The sequence below is a fragment of the Facklamia hominis CCUG 36813 genome (genome assembly GCF_000301035.1).
Taxonomy (GTDB): Bacteria; Bacillota; Bacilli; order Lactobacillales; family Aerococcaceae; genus Facklamia; species Facklamia hominis.
Genome location: NZ_JH932292.1, coordinates 1070580 through 1094320 on the forward strand (window position 1 = coordinate 1070580; position 23741 = coordinate 1094320).

26 protein-coding genes, 1 tRNA gene and 1 other annotated feature are annotated in these 23741 nt (G+C 39.8%); of the genes, 6 read left to right on the plus strand and 21 right to left on the minus strand.

Annotated elements, in window-relative coordinates:
- Window positions 1-234 precede the first annotated feature (234 nt).
- The 6 genes from rho to HMPREF9706_RS04915 all read right to left on the minus strand — a co-directional run bounded on the left by rho (window position 235) and on the right by HMPREF9706_RS04915 (window position 4975).
- Complete coding sequence (gene rho, locus HMPREF9706_RS04890; RefSeq protein ID WP_035392929.1) at window positions 235-1500, minus strand: transcription termination factor Rho; 1266 nt, start codon at window positions 1498-1500, stop codon at window positions 235-237.
- A gap of 20 nt (window positions 1501-1520) precedes the next feature.
- Window positions 1521-2795, minus strand: coding sequence for a UDP-N-acetylglucosamine 1-carboxyvinyltransferase (locus tag HMPREF9706_RS04895; protein ID WP_006908265.1), 1275 nt, complete (start codon window positions 2793-2795; stop codon window positions 1521-1523).
- 37 nt (window positions 2796-2832) lie between these two features.
- Window positions 2833-3645: a hypothetical protein gene (locus HMPREF9706_RS04900; protein ID WP_006908266.1), complete on the minus strand. Its 813-nt coding sequence runs from the start codon at window positions 3643-3645 to the stop codon at window positions 2833-2835.
- A gap of 140 nt (window positions 3646-3785) precedes the next feature.
- Entirely contained in the window at window positions 3786-4421 is a 636-nt protein-coding gene (gene rpoE / locus HMPREF9706_RS04905) for a DNA-directed RNA polymerase subunit delta (protein ID WP_006908267.1), read from the minus strand.
- Between the two features lie 36 nt (window positions 4422-4457).
- Window positions 4458-4874 (minus strand): DUF1934 domain-containing protein, encoded by a 417-nt coding sequence (locus HMPREF9706_RS04910; protein ID WP_006908268.1) that lies wholly within the window; start codon window positions 4872-4874, stop codon window positions 4458-4460.
- A gap of 28 nt (window positions 4875-4902) precedes the next feature.
- A tRNA-Arg gene (locus tag HMPREF9706_RS04915) sits at window positions 4903-4975 on the minus strand.
- Window positions 4976-5065: 90 nt separating this feature from the next.
- Here HMPREF9706_RS04915 and HMPREF9706_RS04920 point away from each other — a divergent pair.
- Genes HMPREF9706_RS04920 through HMPREF9706_RS04930 form a run of 3 tightly spaced genes read left to right on the plus strand, consistent with a single transcriptional unit; the run spans window position 5066 to window position 7776 of the window.
- Window positions 5066-5920: a lipoate--protein ligase family protein gene (locus tag HMPREF9706_RS04920; RefSeq protein ID WP_006908269.1), complete on the plus strand. Its 855-nt coding sequence runs from the start codon at window positions 5066-5068 to the stop codon at window positions 5918-5920.
- A 31-nt stretch (window positions 5921-5951) separates the two neighbouring features.
- Window positions 5952-7355: an HD domain-containing protein gene (locus HMPREF9706_RS04925; protein WP_006908270.1), complete on the plus strand. Its 1404-nt coding sequence runs from the start codon at window positions 5952-5954 to the stop codon at window positions 7353-7355.
- 10 nt (window positions 7356-7365) lie between these two features.
- Entirely contained in the window at window positions 7366-7776 is a 411-nt protein-coding gene (locus HMPREF9706_RS04930; RefSeq protein ID WP_006908271.1) for a bis(5'-nucleosyl)-tetraphosphatase, read from the plus strand.
- Between the two features lie 58 nt (window positions 7777-7834).
- Here the strand turns inward: HMPREF9706_RS04930 and HMPREF9706_RS04935 are convergent, their stop codons facing one another.
- The 9 genes from HMPREF9706_RS04935 to HMPREF9706_RS04975 form a co-directional block, all read right to left on the minus strand.
- Window positions 7835-8578: a CpsD/CapB family tyrosine-protein kinase gene (locus HMPREF9706_RS04935; RefSeq protein ID WP_006908272.1), complete on the minus strand. Its 744-nt coding sequence runs from the start codon at window positions 8576-8578 to the stop codon at window positions 7835-7837.
- Between the two features lie 2 nt (window positions 8579-8580).
- Window positions 8581-9312 (minus strand): YveK family protein, encoded by a 732-nt coding sequence (locus HMPREF9706_RS04940; RefSeq protein WP_006908273.1) that lies wholly within the window; start codon window positions 9310-9312, stop codon window positions 8581-8583.
- 96 nt (window positions 9313-9408) lie between these two features.
- On the minus strand, window positions 9409-10191 hold the full coding sequence (locus HMPREF9706_RS04945) for a tyrosine-protein phosphatase (protein WP_006908274.1): 783 nt from the start codon (window positions 10189-10191) through the stop codon (window positions 9409-9411).
- A gap of 22 nt (window positions 10192-10213) precedes the next feature.
- Window positions 10214-11044, minus strand: coding sequence for a DUF3021 family protein (locus tag HMPREF9706_RS04950; RefSeq protein WP_006908275.1), 831 nt, complete (start codon window positions 11042-11044; stop codon window positions 10214-10216).
- A 179-nt stretch (window positions 11045-11223) separates the two neighbouring features.
- The gene (locus HMPREF9706_RS04955; RefSeq protein WP_006908276.1) at window positions 11224-12096 is read right to left on the minus strand and encodes a MetQ/NlpA family ABC transporter substrate-binding protein; all 873 of its coding nucleotides are present in this window, start codon (window positions 12094-12096) and stop codon (window positions 11224-11226) included.
- Window positions 12097-12199: 103 nt separating this feature from the next.
- Entirely contained in the window at window positions 12200-12940 is a 741-nt protein-coding gene (locus HMPREF9706_RS04960; RefSeq protein ID WP_006908277.1) for a methionine ABC transporter permease, read from the minus strand.
- Window positions 12933-13982: a methionine ABC transporter ATP-binding protein gene (locus HMPREF9706_RS04965; RefSeq protein WP_016648791.1), complete on the minus strand. Its 1050-nt coding sequence runs from the start codon at window positions 13980-13982 to the stop codon at window positions 12933-12935. The genes HMPREF9706_RS04960 and HMPREF9706_RS04965 overlap by 8 nt, the downstream gene beginning before the upstream one ends.
- A gap of 39 nt (window positions 13983-14021) precedes the next feature.
- Window positions 14022-14276: a binding site (T-box leader), on the minus strand.
- 76 nt (window positions 14277-14352) lie between these two features.
- The gene (locus HMPREF9706_RS04970; protein ID WP_006908279.1) at window positions 14353-15513 is read right to left on the minus strand and encodes an aminotransferase class I/II-fold pyridoxal phosphate-dependent enzyme; all 1161 of its coding nucleotides are present in this window, start codon (window positions 15511-15513) and stop codon (window positions 14353-14355) included.
- A 68-nt stretch (window positions 15514-15581) separates the two neighbouring features.
- On the minus strand, window positions 15582-16355 hold the full coding sequence (locus HMPREF9706_RS04975) for an NADPH-dependent oxidoreductase (RefSeq protein ID WP_006908280.1): 774 nt from the start codon (window positions 16353-16355) through the stop codon (window positions 15582-15584).
- An 87-nt stretch (window positions 16356-16442) separates the two neighbouring features.
- Here HMPREF9706_RS04975 and HMPREF9706_RS04980 point away from each other — a divergent pair, with 87 nt between their 5' ends.
- From HMPREF9706_RS04980 to HMPREF9706_RS04990, 3 genes are all read left to right on the plus strand, one after another.
- Window positions 16443-17582: an NAD(P)/FAD-dependent oxidoreductase gene (locus HMPREF9706_RS04980; protein ID WP_006908281.1), complete on the plus strand. Its 1140-nt coding sequence runs from the start codon at window positions 16443-16445 to the stop codon at window positions 17580-17582.
- Between the two features lie 58 nt (window positions 17583-17640).
- Window positions 17641-18015 carry a large conductance mechanosensitive channel protein MscL gene (mscL, locus tag HMPREF9706_RS04985; protein WP_006908282.1) on the plus strand — a complete coding sequence of 125 codons (375 nt, stop codon included), beginning with the start codon at window positions 17641-17643 and terminating at the stop codon, window positions 18013-18015.
- Window positions 18016-18388: 373 nt separating this feature from the next.
- Entirely contained in the window at window positions 18389-19483 is a 1095-nt protein-coding gene (locus HMPREF9706_RS04990) for an IS30 family transposase (protein WP_006908283.1), read from the plus strand.
- 189 nt (window positions 19484-19672) lie between these two features.
- Here the strand turns inward: HMPREF9706_RS04990 and rlmN are convergent, their stop codons facing one another.
- From rlmN to HMPREF9706_RS05020, 6 genes are read right to left on the minus strand one after another with little or no spacing between them, the layout of a single operon-like run.
- Window positions 19673-20785 (minus strand): 23S rRNA (adenine(2503)-C(2))-methyltransferase RlmN, encoded by a 1113-nt coding sequence (gene rlmN / locus HMPREF9706_RS04995; RefSeq protein ID WP_051009494.1) that lies wholly within the window; start codon window positions 20783-20785, stop codon window positions 19673-19675.
- Between the two features lie 5 nt (window positions 20786-20790).
- Window positions 20791-21339, minus strand: coding sequence for a DNA-3-methyladenine glycosylase I (locus HMPREF9706_RS05000; protein WP_006908285.1), 549 nt, complete (start codon window positions 21337-21339; stop codon window positions 20791-20793).
- A gap of 21 nt (window positions 21340-21360) precedes the next feature.
- Window positions 21361-22230: a 16S rRNA (cytidine(1402)-2'-O)-methyltransferase gene (gene rsmI, locus HMPREF9706_RS05005; protein WP_006908286.1), complete on the minus strand. Its 870-nt coding sequence runs from the start codon at window positions 22228-22230 to the stop codon at window positions 21361-21363.
- Window positions 22231-22247: 17 nt separating this feature from the next.
- Window positions 22248-22589, minus strand: coding sequence for a GIY-YIG nuclease family protein (locus HMPREF9706_RS05010; protein ID WP_006908287.1), 342 nt, complete (start codon window positions 22587-22589; stop codon window positions 22248-22250).
- Window positions 22582-23358 carry a tRNA1(Val) (adenine(37)-N6)-methyltransferase gene (locus HMPREF9706_RS05015; protein WP_006908288.1) on the minus strand — a complete coding sequence of 259 codons (777 nt, stop codon included), beginning with the start codon at window positions 23356-23358 and terminating at the stop codon, window positions 22582-22584. The genes HMPREF9706_RS05010 and HMPREF9706_RS05015 overlap by 8 nt, the downstream gene beginning before the upstream one ends.
- Window positions 23348-23740, minus strand: a complete 393-nt coding sequence (locus HMPREF9706_RS05020; RefSeq protein WP_006908289.1) for an initiation control protein YabA — start codon at window positions 23738-23740, stop codon at window positions 23348-23350. The genes HMPREF9706_RS05015 and HMPREF9706_RS05020 overlap by 11 nt, the downstream gene beginning before the upstream one ends.
- Window position 23741: the final 1 nt, after the last annotated feature.

Below are 23741 nucleotides of genomic sequence, written 5' to 3' on the forward strand. Positions count from 1 at the left end.
TCACTACATATAGTATCATATCAGATGCAAATGGATTTTCAAGGGATATTTTGCCTTGTTCAAATTTGAGGAGTCACAAAGCCAATGACATCCCCCTTTTCTTCGTAAAATTTATTTTTTTCACAAGCCCAATCAAAAAAGCCATGGCACTCGACCACAGCCTTTAAAAACTTTTTCTTCTGACACTCACTTCAAGAAGGAGGGTCAGATTAAGCTATATACATCATTATTCATCTATTTTGGAAGCAACTTCTCTAGGGCTTGTAAAAAGGAAATTTGATCTTCTGATCGACTTAAAAGCTGAATCAGCTGGTCGGTTATCTCTAAAGTTTCTCTACCTAGTCCCTTTCGTAACCGCCAAATTAAATCTAACGTATGGTCATCCATCAAGTACTCTTCTCGCCTTGTAGACGAGTTTTTAATATCTAAAGCAGGGAAAATACGCCGATTAGCTAACTCACGAGACAAGTGCAATTCCATATTCCCTGTTCCTTTAAATTCTTCATAGATAATCTCATCCATTCGTGAGCCAGTGTCCACCAATGCCGTAGCGAGAATCGTTAAAGATCCTCCATTCTCAATATTACGAGCTGAACCAAAAAAACGCTTAGGAAAGTAAAAGGCAGCCGGATCAAAACCACCTGTGAGTGTTCGTCCAGAAGGCTTAACTACCAAATTATATGCTCTTGCTAATCGAGTAATCGAATCTAATAAAATGACGACATCCTCACCACTCTCAACAAGCCTTTGGGCATGTGCCAACAATAGCGAGGCTACCCGGATATGATTGCTTGGTGTTTGATCAAAAGTAGAGGCAACCACTTCGCCTTCAACAAACCGCTCAAAATCAGTTACTTCTTCAGGTCTTTCATCAATAAGTAGAACGAATAAATGGGTTTTAGGATAATTATGACGAATCCCTCGAGCAATTTCCTTTAACAGAGTCGTTTTCCCTGCTTTTGGCGGAGCCACTATCATCCCCCTTTGACCAAAACCAACGGGAGAGATAAGGTCGATTAAACGGTTAGATAAGACCTCCTGGGCATAAGATAAATGTAACGGTCGATCAGGATATATAGGGGTCAACGAGGCAAAATGATCACGGTGAACCATTTTTTCCGGATTTTGACCGTTAACAGCAGATATTTGCATCAACCCACTATAACGTTCATTTTCTTTTGGCGGCCTAGCTGGACCCGAAATTCGATCGCCATTTCGTAAGGAAAAGCGACGTATTTGTGAATCCGAAATGTAAATATCCTCACTAGAAGGCGAAAAATTAATGGGCCGAATAAACGATAAGGAATTTTGATCTCTAGATAAATCTAGGATTCCTTCAACTTTAAAAAATCCTTGCTTTTCTTCTTGATGCCGCATTACTGCTAAAGCTAATTCCTTTTTGGATAAATTTGAAAAATCGGGAACACCGAGTTCCCGAGCATACGCATAAAGCTGTTTTACTTCTTGCTTTAATAAGGTTTCTAACGAAAAATCATTCATACGCATTCATTTATCCCTTGCTAATCTTCCACTTGATCATCATCAATCATTTGGATATCCGCTCCGATTGCTTGAAGTTTTTCAATAATATTAGAATAGCCGCGTAAAATATTATCAACGCCAGTAATAACTGTCTCACCCTGAGCCATCAATCCCGCTATAAATAAACAGGCTCCCGCACGTAAATCACTGGCCTTTACCTGAGCCCCTGTTAATTGAGTAGGGCCTTCAATACGAATAATATCACCATCGACCTTGATATTGGCTCCCATTCGATTCAGTTCCGGAATATGTTTGATACGTTGTGGATAAATCGTGTCTGTAATTGTTCCCTTCCCAATTGCCTTCGTTAATACAGGGGTTAAAGGTTGTTGTAAGTCTGTCGCGAAACCAGGATAAGGTTGAGTTTTCAGAGAAACCATCTTTAAATCATCAGAATGATGCACCAAAATCGAATCTTCACTGATCTCCATGCGAGCACCCATCTCGTCCAACTTAGCAATAAAACTTTCAATATGTTCAAAGATAACATTGTTAATTCGAATTTCTTGACCAATCGCAACTGCCATTGCAAGGTAGGTACCAGCTTCAATCCGATCTGGGATAATCGTATGTGAAGTGCCTGTCAGATGATCCACACCTTCAATTCGAATAACCGAGGTCCCAGCTCCTCGAATCTTGGCCCCCATCTTATTTAACAAAGTCACTAGATCGATAATTTCAGGTTCTTTGGCTGCATTTTCAATCACCGTTTTTCCCTTGGCCTTCACAGCCGCTAAAATAGTGTTAATCGTAGCCCCCACCGAAACCACATCCATATAGATTCGCGTTCCTTGTAAACCTTCTGAACCCGTTGTCAAGGTAATCACACCATATTCATCTTCTACCTGAGCACCTAACGAGCGAAAAGCCTTGATATGCTGATCAATTGGTCTTGGCCCTAAAAAACATCCTCCAGGAAGTCCAATTACCCCTTCTCCAAATTTTGAAAGAGTCGCTCCCATAAAATAATAGGACGCCCGTAAACTTTGAATTTTTCCAGTCGGCATAGGAATTGACTGCATTTGTGTTGGATCAATTTTTAACACATTATTTTCAAAGGAAGTCTTAACCTTAAAATCATTTAGTATATCGATCAGTGAATGCACATCTTGAATATCCGGCACCCCTTCGAGAACAACTTCTGAGTCCGCTAGTATTGCTGCTGGCATTAAAGCCACAATTGAATTTTTGGCACCATTCACATTGATTTCACCAGTTAAAGGACGGCCACCACGTATTACTAATTTTTTCAAACTATTCACTCCTAAAAAATTATCGCAGATATTCTGCTTATTTATTAAACCCAAGCTGATATTCTTGTCGAATTGCTTTTTCAATCAATTTAAGACCTTGCCATTGCTTCATATCCTTTAAACCAGCTTTATTAGCTAGGCTAATTACATCATGATGAATCTCAGAACTGTTTTTACCAATACGGTGAAGCAACCATGCATCATCGACATGGATAAGCTCATGGGCCACAATATTCCGTGTATATTTTTCGATTTGTCGCATTGCTTTGGCTAAATCAACAATATGCCGATCTTGACTATTAGCTTCAATAATCTTCATTAAATGACTAGAAGATAGGTAATGGTCATAATTAAAATATTCACCATAGTATTTATTAAAGGTAGCTTGAATTAAATTGGGATGCGACTCAATCTGATCTTGATTCCACCGAATTCCACGATAGATCGAACGCCCTTCCACAGTCTCTTTAAAAACTTCAATTAGGTATCGATCCAAATCAGCTAGAATATGTTCTTGGACTAATAAGCGAAATATATCCACCAATAAAGGGGTCAATTGCCTTAAATAATCATCATAAGCCTCAGATCTTAATTTCAATTCCATGGCTTGCACACACCGATAAACGCGTTGTTCTAAAAGGCTGGGTGCCACTAAGAATGAAAAACCTAAGTCCGCAGCCCTCTTTTTGACACGGTCCAAATCCCCTTTCAAATAGGATTCCCGTAAATGTAGAAGATCCAACAAACGATCAGTAACCTCTATTTTTTCCTTAATGATCCATTCTTCAAAAGCTGGGAAGTACCGATGATTGAGTAAAAAGCTACCTATTGCTTGTACTGATTGATCCATAATCTGACCCCCTACTCAAAAGCTACTTATAGGCGTATTTTATCATAATACCGATCGACATTCGACCCTTGAATCTACAAAAAAAGAGGAGGCTGTGAGCTTATGCTACAGCCTCTATACATAATCCTTGAAAGAATATTCTATTCTTCCTCGTCATCTTCATCTTCGAAGTCGTCTTCGTCTTCATCCTCAAAACTTTCCTTTTCATCCAAGTCAATCTCATCTTCACCTAACTCAGATAAATCGCTCGCATATTCGTTTAATTCTTCATCTTCATCATCTTCCTCGACATCGGCGACTAAGACTTCCATTGCATCATCTTCATCATCTTCCTCTTCGAGGTCCTTATCTTCTTCGTCATCATAGTCATAAGCATTATCGCCGTCTTCTGGATCATCATCATTATAGTCAATCGCATTATCTTCATTATCCGCAAACGCGTTATGTTTCCGTTTTTTACGACGTTTCCGTTGTGAGTTCTCTTCTTCTTCAGAAGAGGTAATAATTTCTTCATCAATCTCATCGACCGCATACCAAGCTCTCAGACCCCAGCGGTTATCTCCTAATGAGATAAAGCGTCCGTCGATATTTAAGTCTGTATAAAAACGTGTCATTTTTGCCTCTATGAGCTCATCCGACAAATCTAAATAATCTTGAATCTGCAAAAGAAGCTCTGTAAAATTAATGATTTCTCCACTTTCTTCTAAGATGGCATGTGCAACTTCAATTAAGGACAGCTCAGATTTAACTTGACCTTCAAATTCTTTTAATTCCATCATTATCCCCCTTATATACTTCATTATCTTAACTTTTTAATCGTTGAATTTCAATTGAAAATGATAAGAGCCAAAAGCTTCTTCCGCTTGACTTAAATCATATTCCAATTCTATCTGAAACCGATCTTGCTCCTGAACAATCATCAGTTGTTTTGTTTGAATTTTAAAAGTAATCGGCCCCATCTGCGTTTGATAGTTAACCTGTGTGGGATAGGTCTCGCAAAAAGTAAAAATCCCTTGATTTTTCCGGATCTCTAATAGCCAGTCATTTGAATCATTTTTTAACCATTTAAGAATGACTTGTTCATCGGATACATCTTGATAACACAATCGACTAAATGACTTTAAATGGATAATTTCCGCCTGAGCGATCTGATTCAAAGTGTCTTGGATTTGACCCTCTTGATCTTTTATTGATTGTTGGACGTGAATCGTTTTTTGACTGACCTCCATAGACCCTCCTCACTTATTTCAAAGAAAATACACCAGGACGGACTCGAACCATCATTTTTCGCTTAGGAGGCGAGAGCTCTATCCCGTTGAGCTACTGGTGCATCATGAGACAATTTTACTTGACTTCATCCCATTATAACGCATTTTTTGGTATAATCAAAGTGCTAAAAAAGAACAAAAGGAGTCGAACTATGCCTCAAATTGACTATCAAGACTTTATTAATCAACATCAAATTCTTGTTTTCGATGAGAAAAACAACCCGGATAAGGATCAGCGGGATGTGGCCTTAGCCTATCAAGATACTTTTTTAAGGTACCTGCAAGTGATCAATGATCAAAGAAAAGAAGGTCAAAAGCCCTATAGCATTTTGCATTTTTACCCTCTTAATGTGGTTACCGTATACCTAGGTGCTAAAGACAAAACCCTCGCCCAATTCAGCAAAGGAGTAGAGTTTCTTAAAGAAAAAGGATATGTCGTCTCCCTCCGATCTCATGGTGGTCTGGGAGTTGTCGAAGATACCGGAATTTTAAACTTCGCACTGGCGACAGATAATCGTTCTGTTAAGCTCGCCATCGAAGAAGCTTATCAATTAATTATCGACTTAGTACAAGCTAGCTTAGATAATTCATTAAAAGTTGAAGCCTATGAAATCGTCGACTCCTATTGCCCGGGAAGTTATGATATTGTAATCCAGAATAAAAAAGTAGGTGGCATTGCCCAACGACGTTTTAAAGATGGCGTCACGACTGCGGCTTATATTGGCGTGCAAGGCGACCAAATTCAACGCGGTGAGCTAATGAGAGATTTCTATAAAATTAGTCATGCTGATGATCGCTTTCCACAAGTTAATCCCCAATCAATGACCACCCTAAGTGACTTGATCGGCCAAGAAATGACGGTCGCCGATTATCAAAATCGACTCTTACAAGTATTTAACGCCTATAATAAGGTTCAGTTCGGCAACTATGGAGACGAACAACTTCACAAGCTTTACTTACCTTTATTCGATAAAGCCTTCCAACGTAGCCAACAAATTCAAGCTTAACCAATTTTGTTTACCTTTAAGGAGTGAGCGGATGTCCCCATTTGATCAAGCAATTCAAACACAAAAATTACCGCGTGAGAAAGTTTTTCGTGATCCAGTTCATGACTATGTCCATATTCGTGACAAAATTATCCTTCAACTCATTGATACCCAAGAATTCCAACGCTTACGTCGTATCAAACAACTAGGTACCTCTTCTTATACTTTTCATGGAGCTGAACATTCTCGCTTCAACCATTCCTTGGGAGTCTATGAGGTCACCCGTCGAATAATCAGTCAATTTGACCGAAACTATCAATCAAAAGCAAATAATGATGGCTTATGGCAAAGTCAAGAAAGAATGGTCGCTATTTGTGCAGCCTTGTTACACGATATCGGACACGGTCCCTTCTCTCATACTTTTGAAGGAATTTTTGGAACCAACCATGAAGAACTCACCCAGGCTATCATCACCTCGCCCGAAACTCAAATTAATCAAATCCTTAGTCAACTCGGTACCGACTTTCCTCATAAGGTTGCCTCTGTTATTAATAAGACTTACCCCAACCAACAGGTCGTCCAACTGATTTCCAGTCAACTCGATGCAGATCGAATGGATTATTTACTAAGGGATGCTTTTTATACGGGAGTTTCGTACGGAGCTTTTGACCTAACCCGAATTTCACGCGTCATCCGGCCTTACCAAGATCAAATCGCTTTTGATTTCTCAGGAATGCATGCCGTTGAAGACTTCTTTATCAGCCGTTACCAGATGTACATGCAAGTCTATTTTCATCCTGTCTCACGGGGTATGGAGCAAGTCTTAAAGGCTCTCTTTGCAAGAGCCAAGGATATCTACTTCAATCTTCCCGGCACAAACAAACTCGAATCCGCCATTGAACTACTCGAGCCCTTTCTAACCGGCAATTGGCAAGTTAGAGACTATCTTCAATTGGACGACCATGTTGTAAGTGCCTATTTTCACCTGTGGGCCCGAGAAAAAGACCCCATTTTATCTGACCTAGCCCAAAGATTTTTAAACCGGCAGCCCTTTAAATCAATTATTACCAGTCAAGCCGAACGTGAACAATTAAAAACAGCAGTTTATACAGAGCTCATGCATTTTGACTTTGATCCAGACTATTACCTCTTCGAAGACTCTTGCTTTGATCTCCCCTATGACTACTATCGACCTGGTCACGAAAGCCGAAAAAATCAGATTGAATTAATCACAAAAACCAAGCAAGTCATCGAACTATCAGAAGTTTCCAGCTTAGTTCGTTCGTTAGCAAGTCAGGTTCGTGGTGACCATCGGATCTTTTTCCCCAAGGAATTACTCAGCCAAATTCAAAAAATTGCTCCTGAAGAACGCAATGCCAATCAACAGATGATTCTGCTAGCCTATCTGAACGAACACGAAGATGTTACCTATCACATTCAAGAACGCTTATTCTAGGAGATAAATTATGAAAAAAGAAAAATCATGCGGTGCCATTTGTTATCAACTTAAAAATCAGCAAATCTATTTTTTATTGATCCAGCATAAAAACGGTGGGCACTGGGCTTTCCCAAAAGGCCATGTAGAAAACAATGAGACCGAGGAAGAAACTGCCTTGAGAGAAATCTTTGAAGAAACCCAACTAGAAGTTGAACTCAACACGCAATTTCGAAAAACCTGTCAATACTCTCCTAAAGAGGGAGTAAGCAAAGAAGTGGTATATTTTATCGCTCAAGCACATGACCCAAACGTACAAACACAACAAAGTGAGGTATTAGCTTATGACTGGCTCAATTATGAATCTGCCTTCAACCGCTTAACTTACGCTAACGACCAAACAATTCTAAGTGCGGCAAATCACTTTCTTTTAAAGGCATAAAACTGACTACAAAAAGAACCCCCTCCACAAAACTTATGAGAGGGGGTTCTTTATATCTCTATTCTTCGTGGCGATAGTAGGAATAAGAATAATAGCCACCTTTTTCCTTACGGTCAACATCATTAAGGACATAGCCCAATACATTAGCATCGACATTTTTCAACGCCTCAGTTGCCGCTTTGACTTCTTCCTTTCGAACATAACCTGAACGGACCACTAAGATAGCACCATCGACTTTACCGGCCATTATCTGAGCATCCGTGACCGAATTAACAGGTGGAACATCATATATCACCAAATCAAATTGTTTGGATAGCATCTTCATCACCATATTCATTCGAGCTGATGATAGAAGTTCAGCTGGATTTGGTGGAATCGGTCCTGAAGGTAAGAGATAAACACCAGTCTCCTGATCACACCGAATTTCCAAGCCAGCTTCAGGATCTTGAGCGACCAAAAGGGAAGTTAGACCCTTTTCATTCGAGATCCTAAATGTCCGATGGAGCGTTGGCTTACGAAAATCCGCATCCACTAAGAGAACAGACTTTTCCGTTGACGCTTGAATTACCGCTAAATTTGAAGATATCAACGTTTTACCTTCAGCTGGAATAGCCGAAGTGACCATAAGAGACTTAAGGTTCTGATCAACTTGCGAAAAATCTATATTTGTCCGCAAGGTTCTAAATTGTTCAGCATAAAGCGACATCGGATCTGCTTGTACTACTAAAGGGGCCCCTAAAGGTTGTTCTTTTAAAAATTTTTCCGCCTTTGCTGTTCGTTTCTTTAATAAATTACCAAACATAATTAGCCCCTCCTTCTATTTGCTTTCTTTTGGCCATGTTTTCGGGCTTTTTTACGGTCTTCCTTACTAATACTATAAACTTCTCCTAACTTGATCATGCCTAACCCATTGAGGAAATCCTCATTTTTAACAGTCGTATCCGATAATTCTTGGACAATAACCACTAAAAGGGAAAGGGCACCACCAAGCACCATTCCAATTAAAGCAGATAAAATCGTGCGAGGAGAAACGGCCACCGGATTATAGTTAGCAGACGATAGTAAATATATATTTGAAATTTTATCTCCGTATATTCCTTTCAAGGTCTCTTGAAAAGAAGTCACCACATTATCAACCACTTCTTGAGCTAGCTTTGGATCGGGCAAAGTAGCAGACACCTCAAAAGCTTGAGAATTTTGTGATTGCTCAACATCAATAGAATCAGATAATTGTTCAGCCGTCACTTGTCCACCCATTTTTTGACTAACCTCTGTTAACAGAGATTCCGATTGAATGATATCCTTGTAAGTATTAATCAAATTAATTGAAGTCTGTAAATCATTATATTGAATGGTCTGACTAGAATTAGACTCCTGATTGACAATCAATTCTGCCTTTGACTTATATTGAGGGGTTATAAATACTTTTGTCACTACTACAGAGACGATAATCCCCAATAAAGTCATAAAAAAGATGGTCTTAAAATGTTTTAAAAACAATTTCCATAAGTCTAATAACGAAATTTCCTCTTCCATAATTCCTCCATAAATAATAATTAAAAATAATAAAAAGCACTCTAGCCCTATTATCCACGAACTCGGGCTAAAGTGCAATGCTTAAAATTAATTTCCTTAAAACCATTTTGTAAATCGTTTTAAAAAATTTTTACCTTTCTTTATATGAACGGAATCCCTTTGAACCACATCTCCATTTAAAATAGCCTTAGCATTTTGCTGGAATTGTACGACTTTCTCTCGACCAAAGTCTTTCTCTAACTGAGCGAAGGCCTTTTGATAATGAAAAGAACGCCAGTCTAAATGATGAGCGTCAGATGCTAAGACATGCACCAGCCCTTGATCGATCATATCATAGGCATATTGATACAATTCCTTACCGTATACTCCTGCAATACAAGAAGTCGTCACTTGGCTCAAACACCCTTGATTGATTAAATCAGCTAATAAAGAAAAATCAGCTTGAAAAGCAAGATTACGCTCAGGATGTGCAATCACCGGAGTCAGACCCATATCCAAAAGGTTTTCAAGAATGGCAATCTCTTCTTGACTCGCTTGCTGCGTTGGAAATTCACACAAATAGTAATTCCCCTGATCATCTAAAGATAATAAATGCTCCGCATAGAGGTCATCAAGCAAGTGTGAGGTAATCCGAATCTCTTGACTGGCATGCAAGGTCAGAGGAATTCCTTCTTGATCATAGATGGATTGCAAAGCTTGTGTCGCTGCTTTGACATTCTTGGCATAATTATTATAACGGCCGTTTCGATGGTGGGGGGTTAAAATCTGATGACTCACCCCTTGTTTAACCGCCTCTTTAGCAAGTCCAATTGAATCTTCCAATGTCTGTGCCCCATCGTCAACTCCTGGCAGTAAATGACTATGAATATCAACTATCAAGAAAATGCTCCTTTCCTACAAGCTAATCTTTCGAAGACGACGCTTCTTCCTCATTAGCTTCTTTATCATCATAAGCCAATACATGGGCTGAACTTTTTTCTTCAGTTTGATAGATATAGTCTTTATCCTGGTCTAGATCTGAGATATTACCTTCAAGGCGATGATCTTCTACTTGATCATCTTGACGATCAGGCTCCTGGGAATCATCCATAACTTCGTCAAGCTCGTCATCATGAGCTTGAATGTCTTGGCTCTGAGATTCTTCCTCTGCCTTTTTGTCTTCTTTTCTGTTCCAGAATTTCAAAACATTCCAATCAAAGGCTTTCGATTCTCCAGCATGCTCTACATTTTTTAATGAAGAATCATCGAAATCTGTAGCTACTTCTTCATTCGTCGTACCACTGTTCAAGTCTTCTTCTAAATCATCAGTATAAGTTACTTGACCAGGAACTGGCGATTGATAACCCCCAGCTTCAACCTCACTGATATTTGATGTCTTTGGCGATTGGTCTTGATTTTTATAGTAATAATAAGCCAGATATCCTAATAGTGCCAAGCCAGCTAAAATCAAAATCACCATGAAAACTCGTGTCCAATCAATCACGATCCATTGATTAAACAAAGCGACCAATAAAATGGCTAAAGCAGAAAGTCCTATATGAACCCCAAAGCGACGACGATATTCCCACTCTTCGATACCATAAATTAGGAATAATAAGCCTAATACAACCCCAAGAACAACGACGGATAAAAAAGTATAAATTTTAGGGATGCCCCAATTCACAATCAATCCATAAACTAGTAATACAGACAGTAACCCACACTGGATAAGATTAGCGACTCGCTTCATCATGACCATTCCTCCCATTAAAATACATTGATTGATCCAATTATAACATAGATAAAAAGTTGGATATACTCATCCCGATCGATTATCCTTAAAGGATTAGCTAAAAATCAGCTGGATACTTAACCCAGCTGATTTTATACATTCTTATATCAAAACGAGCGTTCGAGCGATTAACTCTAATTTTATTCTTTTTCAGATTCAGGAGCAATATTTAAAGGTAAGTCATCTTTTTCTGACCAAGCGGGGACGTCTGAGCCTTTAGACACTTCGCTCAATTTATCCGTCACCTCTTGACTATGATATAGCTCCACAATATGTGAATAAAGTGGATTTTCTTTTTGGTCTGCACGAGCAACGATTACATTCTTATAATCAATCGGTAAACTTGAGATATCTTCGGCATCATTATAAATTGCTTGATCGTCAGACAATCCTGCATCCGTCGCAAAATTATTATTAATGGCTGCTGCTGCCACATCTGGCAAGGCATTAGCTAATTGGGAAGCATCTAATTCTTGAAACTTGATATTTTTATCGTTTTTTATGATATCCGCAACCGTCGGTAAAACACCCTTGGATTCATCAACTTCAATTACTCCCGCTTGTTGCAAAGCTAGCAAAGCGCGACCACCATTAGTCACGTCGCTAGGAATAGCGACTGTATCCCCTTCTTTAAGCTCATCTAAGGACTTTATTTTTTCAGAATACAACTTTAAAGGTGCCACATAAGAGAAGCCGATCGCCTGTAAATCTTCTTTATTTGATTCGTTCCAGTCATTTAGATAAGCCACATGTTGAAAAGCATTGAGATCAATTGATCCATCTGCTAAGGAAATATTAGGTTGAACATAATCATTAAAGAGAACAATCTCCAGATCAATCCCCTCTGATTTTGCTTTATCTTGGACAACCTTCCAAACATCCTCTTCATATTCCGAAGCAACTCCCACCTTCACACTTTCACCCTCAAAAGACTTATCTTGAGCGTGAATTGTCCCCGTCAATAATGAAGCAATTAAAGATACAGATGCAATGGTTTTAAACAATTTTTTCATAATCAATTTCTCCTTTATAATTTAATCTATCTTTGTAGTTTCTATACAACAGAATATCTGTTATCGAAATCTTTTGGACAGTTCACTAAAGCTTATCCCTTGTTTAGTCGCGATGATCGCATAAACGGATCAATCCATTGAAGATCACTTGACTAATAAACACGATCACTAAGATTAAGACAGTTGCCACTAAAATAACATCCATCCTTGAACGCTGGTAACCTCTAGCAATCGCGACAGTGCCTAATCCCCCGCCACCAACAGCCCCAGCCATCGCTGTCAGTCCTATCACACTAATAATCGTAGATGCTGAGACCCTCAACAGACTTGGAAGCCCTTCTCTCAAATATACTCGAGTAATAATATCCCAAGGGGTTGATCCCATCGCTAAAGCAGCTTCAATCACACCGGGATCTACTTCCAGCAAGGCAATTTCAACTTGTCTAGCAAAAAAAGGAATCGTACCTGCGATAATTGGAACAGCTGCGGCAGACGGACCGATTGATGTACCAACAATCCAACGAGTAACTCCTACCAGTAAAGCCAATAGAATGATAAAGGGAATCGACCGGAAAATATTGATAAACGAGTCCAAGATCTTATAAATCGTACGATTAGGTAAAATCCCCTTAGGCCCCGTAACAGTAATTATAACCCCAATAATTAAACCTAGTAACCCTGCAAAAATAATCGTTAAGCCAAGCATATAGACCGTCTCAATAAAGCCCTTCACAAACTCATCTAGTAAAGGCCAAGCATAAGGTAAGTGCTCTGCCATCCAATTAGAAAAATTTGGAAATTGCTCTTGAACGGAATCAAACAGTTCGATTCTTAAATTATCCATGATATTCCTCCTTATTCGATTGAATTAACTCAACTTGAACCTGTCTTTCCTTGAGATAGGCTAAGGCTTTTTCGAGTTGTTGGTCTGAGGCATCAAAGGTCACCAATAGATTCCCAACGGAGACTCCTTGAAGTACTTCAACGTTCCCATATAAAATATTGACATCTAAGCCATATTCTTTGGCTAAATGGGTAATAATCGGTTGATTCGTTCCCGATCCAACATAAGATAAGCGTGCAATCGTTGGTAAATTCTGTGAACTTGCTTGAATTTTATCTAAAACAACCTTTACCTCACGGTCAAAATGGGTAGCCGTATCTATAAATTCCTTGGTCAATGCTTTGCGTGGATTGGTAAAGATATCAACGATCGATCCCTGCTCTAAAATTTTTCCATTTTCCATCACCGCCACTCGGTGGCATAAATCTTTTACAACTGCCATCTCGTGCGTAATAATCACAATTGTCAAATTTAATTTTTGATTTAACTGCCGTAATAAGTCTAAAATCGATTGAGTCGTTTTAGGATCCAAGGCAGACGTTGCTTCATCACATAATAAAATATCTGGATCATTAGCCAAAGCTCTTGCGATCGCTACCCGTTGTTTTTGTCCGCCTGACAATTGGTTAGGATAAGCGGCCGCTTTATCCGCTAAGCCTACTAAGGTTAATAAGTCCTGTACCTTTTCTTGCTTTTGACTTTGAGTCAATTTAGATCCTTTCAAAGGAAAAGCAACATTATCTGCAATCGTTCTTGATTCCATTAAATTAAAATGTTGAAAAATCATACCTATTTTCTTACGTGCCTGACGTAACTTACCAGCAGATAAAGCTAGCATATCTTGTCCTTTGACCAACACCTGTCCCTGACTAGGTCTTTGCAATAGGTTAATCGTTCGAACCAGAGTAGACTTACCAGCTCCCGAGTAACCCACGATACCATAAATTTCTCCTGCCTCAACTTTCAAATTCACATCACTCACTGCGGTTATTTCCCGATCATCCACTTGAAAATGAACCGTTAAATCCTTTAATTCGATCATTCTCATAACTCCCTTCTCCATAAAAAAATCTCGTCCTCAACAAAGGACGAGAAGAATTCGTGTTACCACCTTATTTTGTAGATCCATCACTGAAGCTACCTCAGCCAGTACGCAAGACTTACCGTCTTGTTATACTGCTGCCTATCTAACGGGTGCCGCCGTCTAGTCTTATTGCTATGCATTCAGACTAGCCACTCAGTGGCCATTTTCAATTGGGTTAGACTACTTACTTCCACCAACCGTAAGCTCTCTATCAATCCACGAACAATTTACTTTCCACTTCAACGTGTTTCTTAAACTATTGACCTTATTCTACCAACTATTTATCAAATGTCAATGCTTTTTTAATGAATTAAGAAATATTCTCACTTTACTCGGTCTTCTTAAATGCTGTCATCCGCTGAACAGCTTGTTGCAACAAGTCCATGCTAGCAGCATAAGATAAGCGACAATAACCTTTACCAGCTTGACCAAAGCAACTACCTGGAATCAAGCCCACACCAGCTTGGTGAGCAAGGTCTAAACAAAACTGATAATCATCGCCTTGATAGCTTGCTGGCACTTTAATAAAGAGGTAGAAGGCTCCTCTAGGAGAAGACACTTCATATCCCGCCTCAGTCAAAGCAGCAACTAAATAATCCCGACGCGTTTGATAAGATTGGCGCATCGAGGCAATCACTTGATCTCCTTGAGTATAAGCTGCCAAAGCCGCGTACTGAGATTGTGTCGAAGCTGCTGTTACACACGCTTGATGCACTTTAAAGACTTCCTGTATTAAGTCTTGAGGGCCACACACGAAGCCCATGCGCCACCCGGTCATAGCGTGAGATTTAGAAGCCCCATTTACTAGTAGAGTCTGATTTGGAATGAACTGAGCCAAAGAGACAGGGTCTTGGTCAAAATTCAAAAAGGAATAAATCTCATCCGCAATGACAAATAGTTGATGCGTCTTAATAACTTGTGCCAAGGCTTGCACTTCCTGAGCACTGTATGCTTGACCCGTCGGGTTAACAGGGTGATTAAAAATTAACAACCGTGCTTTAGGATGCGCTTTAACCGCTGATTCCAGAAGATCTGGCGTTAATTTCATAGACTGTTTCGATAAATCAATCGGAATTAACTCTCCCCCAACAACACTAATTTGAGTTTTATAGGCCCCATAATATGGAGAAGGAACCAACACCTGATCTCCTGGATTTAAACACGCCATTAAGCAAGCAAATATCCCCTCGGTCGCCCCATTTGTAACGATAATTTCTTGATCAATTGAATAATCCAAGCCAAAATGGCGTTTTAAAAAGGCTTGAATAGCCTTTCTTAAAGCAATAAGACCTCTTGAATGGCTATAACCATTATCTGTTGCTTGAATCGCCTGGATGGCTGCTTCTTTTATAAAATCTGGTGTATCAAAATCAGGCTCCCCAATCGTCAACCGGATCAAATCAGGAATATTTGAAATTTGATCATCAAAAGCGCGTATTGGACTTTGGCTTGCCTTGGCTAAATTTTTATTCAATTGAAATTCTCCCATTCGAAGAAACCACCTTTCTTAACGGTTCTATTTTAGCACATTATTCATCGGTGTTTAATCAACAAGGATTAATCCCCATACTCTGTTTCATCTTCTAGCCATACATCAAACCCTTGACTTTGAACAACTCGCATCAATTGGGCACGTTTCTTTTTTCCCTGTGCCAATTTGCTAATGACTTGATTAGTAAAGGTGTCCGATCGTTGATTCTTGTTTCGGGTATCATAGTAATGGCTCATAGCCTCATCGTAGGCTTGAAAAGTCTGGTCATAATTGGCCAAATAAGGATAACTATTTTCACCCAACTTCATATTAACCGGAATACGCGGTTTTTTCTCAGGTTGATCATCCGGATACCCCATACCCAAGCCTAGAATCGGAAAAGTTAACTCAGGTAACTTCAGCAATTGAATAACCCTAGTCGGATCATTCAAAATAGAGCCAAAAAAGACCGCTCCTAAACCGGAGGCCTCCGCTGCCAAAGTTAGGCTTTGTGCTTGTAAGTAGGCATCTGCTAGGCCTTGAAAAAAGTTATCCATTGATCGAAATTTGGATCCCTGATAACCCTTGGCTTTGGCAATTTGACTATTTCTATAAAGGTCTACAATAAAAATAAATAATTCTGGTGTCTTTGCCAGATAAGGCTGACAGGCTACTTGAGCCAACTCTGCCTTTAACTTAGGATCTGTTACCCTAATCCATGACGCCATTTGCATGCCCGTTGAAGTAGCTGTACGGTTCATGGCTTCAAGCATAGTCGTTAAATCTTCCATTGGAATAGCTTGATCCTTAAAAAAACGAATACTACGATGATTTAATAAGGTGTGAATCGTTGAGTTCATCCTTATTCCCCCTCTTTGCTTTTAGTCCTCATTAGTCTAGAATAGCATTAAACAGGTCCTAAAATCCAATTAGAAAGAGGTCTATTTATGAAAGATCAAAAAATAGCCATTATTGGTGGTGGCATCGTCGGTTCCACCGCTGCCTACTACCTTAGCCGTAAAAACTATGACGTAACCCTGTACGATCATGGAGTCGGTCAAGCGACTCGTGCTTCGGCCGGCATTATTTGCCCCTGGTTTTCAAAAAGACGCAATAAAGCTTGGTACTTTCTTGTATCAAAAGGAGCCGAATTTTACCGCCAGTTTATGGAAGATCTTTCCCAAGACGGTTATAAAACCGATGGTATTTTCCAAGAAGATACTGCCCTTCTTCCACGAAAAAAAGATAAAGACCTTCAATTCGACCTAGATCAAGCCGCTAAGAAACGTCCAGAATCTCCATCTATCGGATTTGTTAAATCACTAACTAGCCAAAAAATCAAAAAAGCATTTCCTCTCTATGAATCTAATCTACCCGCTAGCTGGATTCAAGGGGGCGCTCGCATTGATGGTCTAGCCCTCATTCAAACCCTCCAGCAAGCAGTCAAAGATCGTGGCAAACAAGTGATTCACGATAAAGCCAGCTTTCAAAGATCTCCTCAAGGAAAATACTTAATTAAAAGCCATGACTTTACAGAGTCCTATGATCAAATACTCCTAGCTGTCGGACCATGGTTACCAGAACTCTTAAAACCCTTTGGTCTAGCCTGTGACATTCGTCCACAAAAGGGGCAGCTTTTAAGCTTTTATGATAGCGACTGGACGAATAAACATTGGCCTGTCATTATGCCGCCAGGTGAAGTAGACATTATCCCTTTTAATAATGGAGAAATCGTCATCGGTGCTTCTCACGAGGACAATCAGGGATTTGATTTAAAACCGGATGCAAAAGTTCTTAACGAGCTGCTTCAACATGCTTATAACTATGTCCCAACACTCAAGAATCGATCGATTCATTCAACAAGAGTTGGTACCCGGGCCTATACTTCGACATATGATATATTAGTTGGTGCAGTTCCTCAATTAAATAACGTTTGGGCCATCTCCGGCTTAGGTTCCTCCGGACTAACTTCCGGACCCTACTTAGCTTACCAATGGGTTCAATTGCTTGACCAAGGGAGCTGGGAAATTGATGCGTCGCTATACCCAATTGAGCAATATATCTATCCTCAATCAATGAGCAAATAACTTGAAGCTTTAGACAAAATAGCCTATATTTAAGCTATCTAAAATAGGAGGTATTTGTATGTGGAAGGAATTTAAAGCGTTTATCGCTAATGATAATATTATTACTATGGCAACTGGGATCATTATGGGATCAGCTTTTACCAAAATCGTGAGCTCCTTAGTCGATAATATTTTCATGCCTTTGATCGTAGCCATCACAGGACAAGCAGATGTGACAGGACTTGCTTTTAATATTGGAAATACGACATTACAATATGGTCAGTTTTTACAAGCCATTATTGACTTCATCTTAATTGCTCTTTTCCTTTATTTAACGCTTAAAGCTCTGGAAAGAGTTCAACATAAGAAGATTGTTTCACCGGATCCTGAACCTGAAGGCCCTAGCGAAACAGAATTGCTACAAGAAATCTTAGGCGAATTGAAAAAAAGATAACAAAATAAACGGGTAAGTAGGTGTTGAAACAACTCTACTTACCCGTTTGTTATTTATAGATGAAGTACTCTGTATTTTAATAGGCCGAATGTTCTGCACCAAAAAAATACTGAACATCGACGACAATTGAATACATGTTTGATCTAAACCAGATAGCACCTCATCAATGATAGCCAGCCATCTAATAAGGTTCATAAAACAAACATCGGTTTCTGTCATAGGAGTTTCCACTATACAAAAACCGATGTTTTTAATTAATTAAAATTTTGGCGGATTTTATAATCAACTTAGCCACCATAAAAAATAAAAAAGCCATGTAAATTCATGTTATATTTTAGCTACCACACAAAAAATATAAGGAGAATGAATTTACATGACGCAAACACACTCTACCACATCTGATCGGAAATCAAAACACTTATCGTTCAAAGAACGGAGCCAAATTGAGCTTTTGAAAGAACAAGACCATTCTAATCGAGCCATTGCTCGCATACTCGGACGGTCGCCACAGACAATCCATAACGAAATTAAACGCGGTACCATTAAACAAATCCGACAACAAAAGCAAAACGGCAAGGTTTATAAATGGTACTATTCTAAGTATGTCGCTGAAGTCGGCCAAGAAAATTATGAGCATCAGCGTCAAAATTGTGGGCGCAAACCTCTCTGGTCCTACTCAAGTGACTTTATCGATTGGGCCGATCAGCGGATGTTAGAAGATAAATGGTCGCCTGATGTCGTCGTCCACCGAGCCAAAGAAGTCCTTGATATCGACCCTCGACTCATTCCTTGTACCACCACCCTCTATTATTGGATTGATTGTCAGATTATGAAGACGCGAAATATTGATTTATTTGAAAAACTTCGTCGTAATACCAAAGCGAGAGTACCGAAGACCCGCCCCCATAAGAAAGTCTTGGGAACTTCCATCGACGAGCGCCCTGAGGAAATCAATAAGCGGAATACTTTTGGCCACTGGGAAATTGATACGGTCATTGGCAAGAAAGGTAAAGATGAACCCGTCTTGTTAACCTTAGCTGAACGATTCAGTCGATTTGAAGTCATTCTAAAGATAAAGAATAAGACTGCACAAGCGGTGGAGGTCGCCCTAAGAAAGTTACAAGGACTCGCAGGCGATCATTTATCGTTACTCTTCAAGAGTATGACAGCTGATAATGGCTTAGAGTTTGCGACGTTAAGTCAAGCGGTGGCTGAACAAATAGCGGTCTACTTTGCCCATCCTTATGCTTCTTGGGAAAGAGGGACCAGTGAAAATCAACATGGATTCATTCGACGCTTCTTACCCAAAGAAACATCAATGAAAGATATAACAGAAGAGGATTGTCTCCGAATCCAACAATGGATGAACAACTATCCGCGCAAAATTTTAGACTATGAGACCCCTTATGAAGTCTTTGTACGCTGTTTACATAAAGAAAGACGATCTCTAGCACTCGTTCCGGCTTGACAACGAGCCTCCCTCTGCATGGTTTTCGTGTTAGGGGGTTGACTCAAAACCTGTGAGCCAAACTACCATGCCTCAGCTCATTGTCAAGCCGTCACTAAAAGAGTGGAATAGCTTTAGATAGAACGTTAACCAGGTGGCTAACTTATACTTGAAATTTACGTAATTAAAATTTTCTATATCTAGTCAATATTATCCACTAACCCGCTGACGACGTTTGCGCTCATATTGGCTTCGAAGTTGACCACAAGCAGCTTCGATCTCTGTCCCAAATTCTTTACGAACCACACAGTTAATATTGTTTTGCATCAAGATATCAAAAAATTGGGTGATTGCTTCCGGTTTAGATCGACGGTAGGGATTTTCAGGAACAGGATTATAAGGGATCAAGTTAACATAGGCTAGCTTTCGCATCGGTTGCAAAAGATCAGCCAATTCTTGAGCATTGTCAGGACTGTCATTCACTCCATCAATCATAATATGTTCAAAAGTGACCCGTCGATTAGTCAAACGCGTATATTCATAAATGGCGTCAAAAAGTTCTTCCATAGGATACTTACGATTAATCCGCATCATGGAAGACCGCACATCATTATTCGATGCATGGAGTGATACAGCTAGGTTCACCTGTATACCCTCTCGCGCAAATTCACGAATTTTAGGTGCCAAACCGGAGGTCGATACCGTCATATGACGTGCCCCAATCGCTAAACCTTTATCATCATTTACGATTCGTATAAACCGCATCACATTCTCGTAATTGTCAAAAGGCTCTCCAATTCCCATAACGACAATATGACTAACCTTCTCGCCTTCTCCTCGTTGATCTAAGTAACGTTGGATATACATAATCTGGGCGGTAATCTCACCCGTTGTTAAGTCTCTTTGCTTGGGTAAAAGACCCGACGCACAAAACTTACAACCGATATTACAGCCTAATTGAGTCGTTACACAAACAGATAGGCCATAATTATGGTACATCAAAACGGTTTCGATCATCGAATCATCTTCTAACTGGAATAAAAACTTCGTTGTTTTATCTTCAGCTCGTTGCACCACTACCTCTTTGAGTGGGCTAAAAGTAAAATGTTCCTCCATCCGCTGTCTAAGCGCATCTGATAAATTTGTCATCTCTTGGAAGGAAGAAACTCGTTTGCGATAAAGCCATTGCCAGACCTGATCGGCCCGAAATTTCTTTTCTCCCCACTCTAAAAATTGTGCTCCCAATTGTTCACGAGTTAACCCATAGATTGATTCCTTTTCCACCTTTTTATCTCCTTCTATTTTCTCCTCTAAAATACCCATTCTTGCTATCTAAACGAACAATTCAAGTCATGGTCATTGATCACTCCAATTGCTTGAAGATAGGAATAAATAGTGACTGATCCGATATATTTAAAACCATACGTCTTCAAAACCCTGGTTACCTGATCACTCAAGTCAGACCATTTTGCCAGCGCCTCTCCAGATTGACGCTCGACCACTTGGCCTTGTGTAAAGGACCAAATAAAGTGATCAAAAGAACCATAATCCGCTTGCACTTGCAGGAAGGCCTGAGCATTTTTTATACTAGCTTCAATCTTACCTCGATGACGAATAATCCCTCGATTCATTAATAAAGACGCTACTTTATCTGATTGATAGTGGGCAATCACCCGATAATCAAAACCATCAAATGCCTTTTCAAACTCAGCTTCTTTCGATAAAACCAACTGCCAAGATAAGCCTGTATGAAAAGTCTCCATTAGCAAATATTTGAACAAATAGCGATCTCGATGCTCTGGCTTACCCCAAACTTGATCATGATAAGATATGTAATACGCCGGTTTACCTTGAACCCATTCGCATCGTTGACTCACAATCATTCCACCTTTACATCCTCAATCTAATTCATGATAGGCCGCATAAACCCTTCGCTTATCCACTTGATATTGGTTTGCAACTTCTTTAATAGCTGCTTTAGCAGATAAATCTTTTTCTACCATTAATGCTTGAACCTTCATTTTATAATCTTCTGAGCCAAGTTCTTCCGCTTGGCAAATTCGCTCCTCTTCTAAGTGGACCATCAAGACTATTTCACCTTTAATGGTCTGATCAGCAACATAGGCTTGAACTTCACTAAGACTCCCTCTTAAATATTCCTCAAACTGCTTAGTGAGTTCCCGTCCAATGACAATCGCCGTATCTGATGACCACTGACTGGCCATTATTTTTAGTGTCGTCTTAAGCCGATAGGGAGATTCATAAAAAATCAAACTCTGCTTCTTTCCCCTAAGATCCTGCAACAATTGAAGTTGATCCGACTTTTTGCGTGGGAAAAAACCATAATAAGTGAACTGATTAGCAGGTAAACCGGATGCCACTAAAGCGGTTAAGGCCGCATTAGCCCCTGGCAGCGCAATCACCTGAAGCCCTTGTTCTAATAAAGCTTGTACCAAGGGATGGCCGGGGTCATTAATCAAAGGCATGCCAGCATCAGAAATCAAGGCCAAGGTTTGACCCGATTTAATTTGTTCGACATAGGCAGCGACTTTTTCTTGACTAGAATGTTCATGAAAGGATTGGACAGGCGTTTCTATCTGATAGTAGGACAACAAATAGTGACTGTGCCTTGTATCCTCAGCTAGAATCAAATCGACCTCTTTAAGAACTTCCACCGCTCGGTAGGTCATATCCTTGAGATTCCCAATCGGTGTCGGCACTAAATAAAGGCATGAATGTTGATTCTGAAAACTCTTTTGAACCTGCATACAACTCCTCCTTTCATTTACGCTTGGTCATCAGCTTTTTCTAGAGAGAAATCTCGCATCACATAGGACGGATCCCCCAAATTAGCCAGACCTTGTTCTTTTAAATAGCGTTCTTTCTGCGGCCTCGTCAATTGCTTAAAATGATACTCTGCTGACATAGCCAAAGACTTGCTAGGCCATTTTTCACAATAGATTAAGCGCACAGGGCGCCTTGTAGAAGGGCGAGTATACTTAGCACCCTTACCCTGATTATGGCAGGCAATGCGTTGGGCTAAATTTACCGTGTAGCCTCCATAAAGGGTTTGATCACTGCAGTAAAGCACATAAAAATAAAAACCATCTTCACTCAATCTATCCATAATAGATCCGCTCCATCTGTGGGCTATAGCTGTTATCTAGTTGGTGGACTATGATCGGTGGCTCTACCTTTATCCCTTGGCGCCCACCGCGATAAATCGCCTCAACAAGTACCCCATTCGCTCGTTGGTCTGGCTTCGGATATATAAATTTTAAACGGTTCACAGCAAAATGATGCACTAACAAAGCTTCTAGTAAATCATCCAATCGATTTGGACGATAAACGATTACTAGTTTCCCTTTATCTTTCAGAAGAAGTGCTGCCTTTTCTACCCATTCCTCTAAGGTCAACTGAATCTCATGTCGGGCAATCGCATGACAGTTATTTTTATGAAGGCGGTGAGAAGAATCCAACTTAAAGTAGGGCGGGTTACAGGTGATCAGGTCAAATTCCTTGATCGGTTTCATTAATTGACGAATATCTCCCGTTATGATTTGAATTTGTTCATCCAATCCATTTAATTGAACTGATCGTCTTGCCATTTCTGCGATAGGCACTTGAATCTCAATGGCCTTAATCTCCGCTTGAGTCTTAGCCGAAAGCAGTAAGGGAATAATGCCGCCCCCACTACAAAAGTCCATAATTCGATGAATCCTCTTATTCAAAGGAGCAAAATCAGCTAAAAGCACAGCATCCATTGAAAAAGGAAAATAATCAGGGTTTTGAATGATATAGCGCTGTTCCCTTAAAATATAATCAACCCGCTCATTCCCACGAACCAATGCAGCTTGTTCTGGGGATAAAGCAGGCATCAAAGTACTACTTGTCATTTTGCTGATCTCCTAAAGAATCTAGAATATCTTGGCAAAAAATACACTCCTCACGCAAATCACGTTTCTTACCAAAATAATGATGACAAATATGAACCCCTTCATCATAAAATGTCTGAAGACGTTGACGACCCGAGGGAGCTCTTGATGGGCTCAGCGGATCGCTTTCTTGAATCTGATCTTGCGATTCATAAGTATCTTCTCCCGTCAAAACTTGAGATAAGGTCATCTGCTCGACAGCGTCATATTGTTGCATCCGAAGCCGGTTATTCTCTAATGTCAACCGATTAACCTCTTGCTTCAATTCAAATACCGTTTGGTTTACTGCTTTCATTTGATCTTCCATTTTTTGAACCAGCATTTCCAGAGATTGATTTGACATT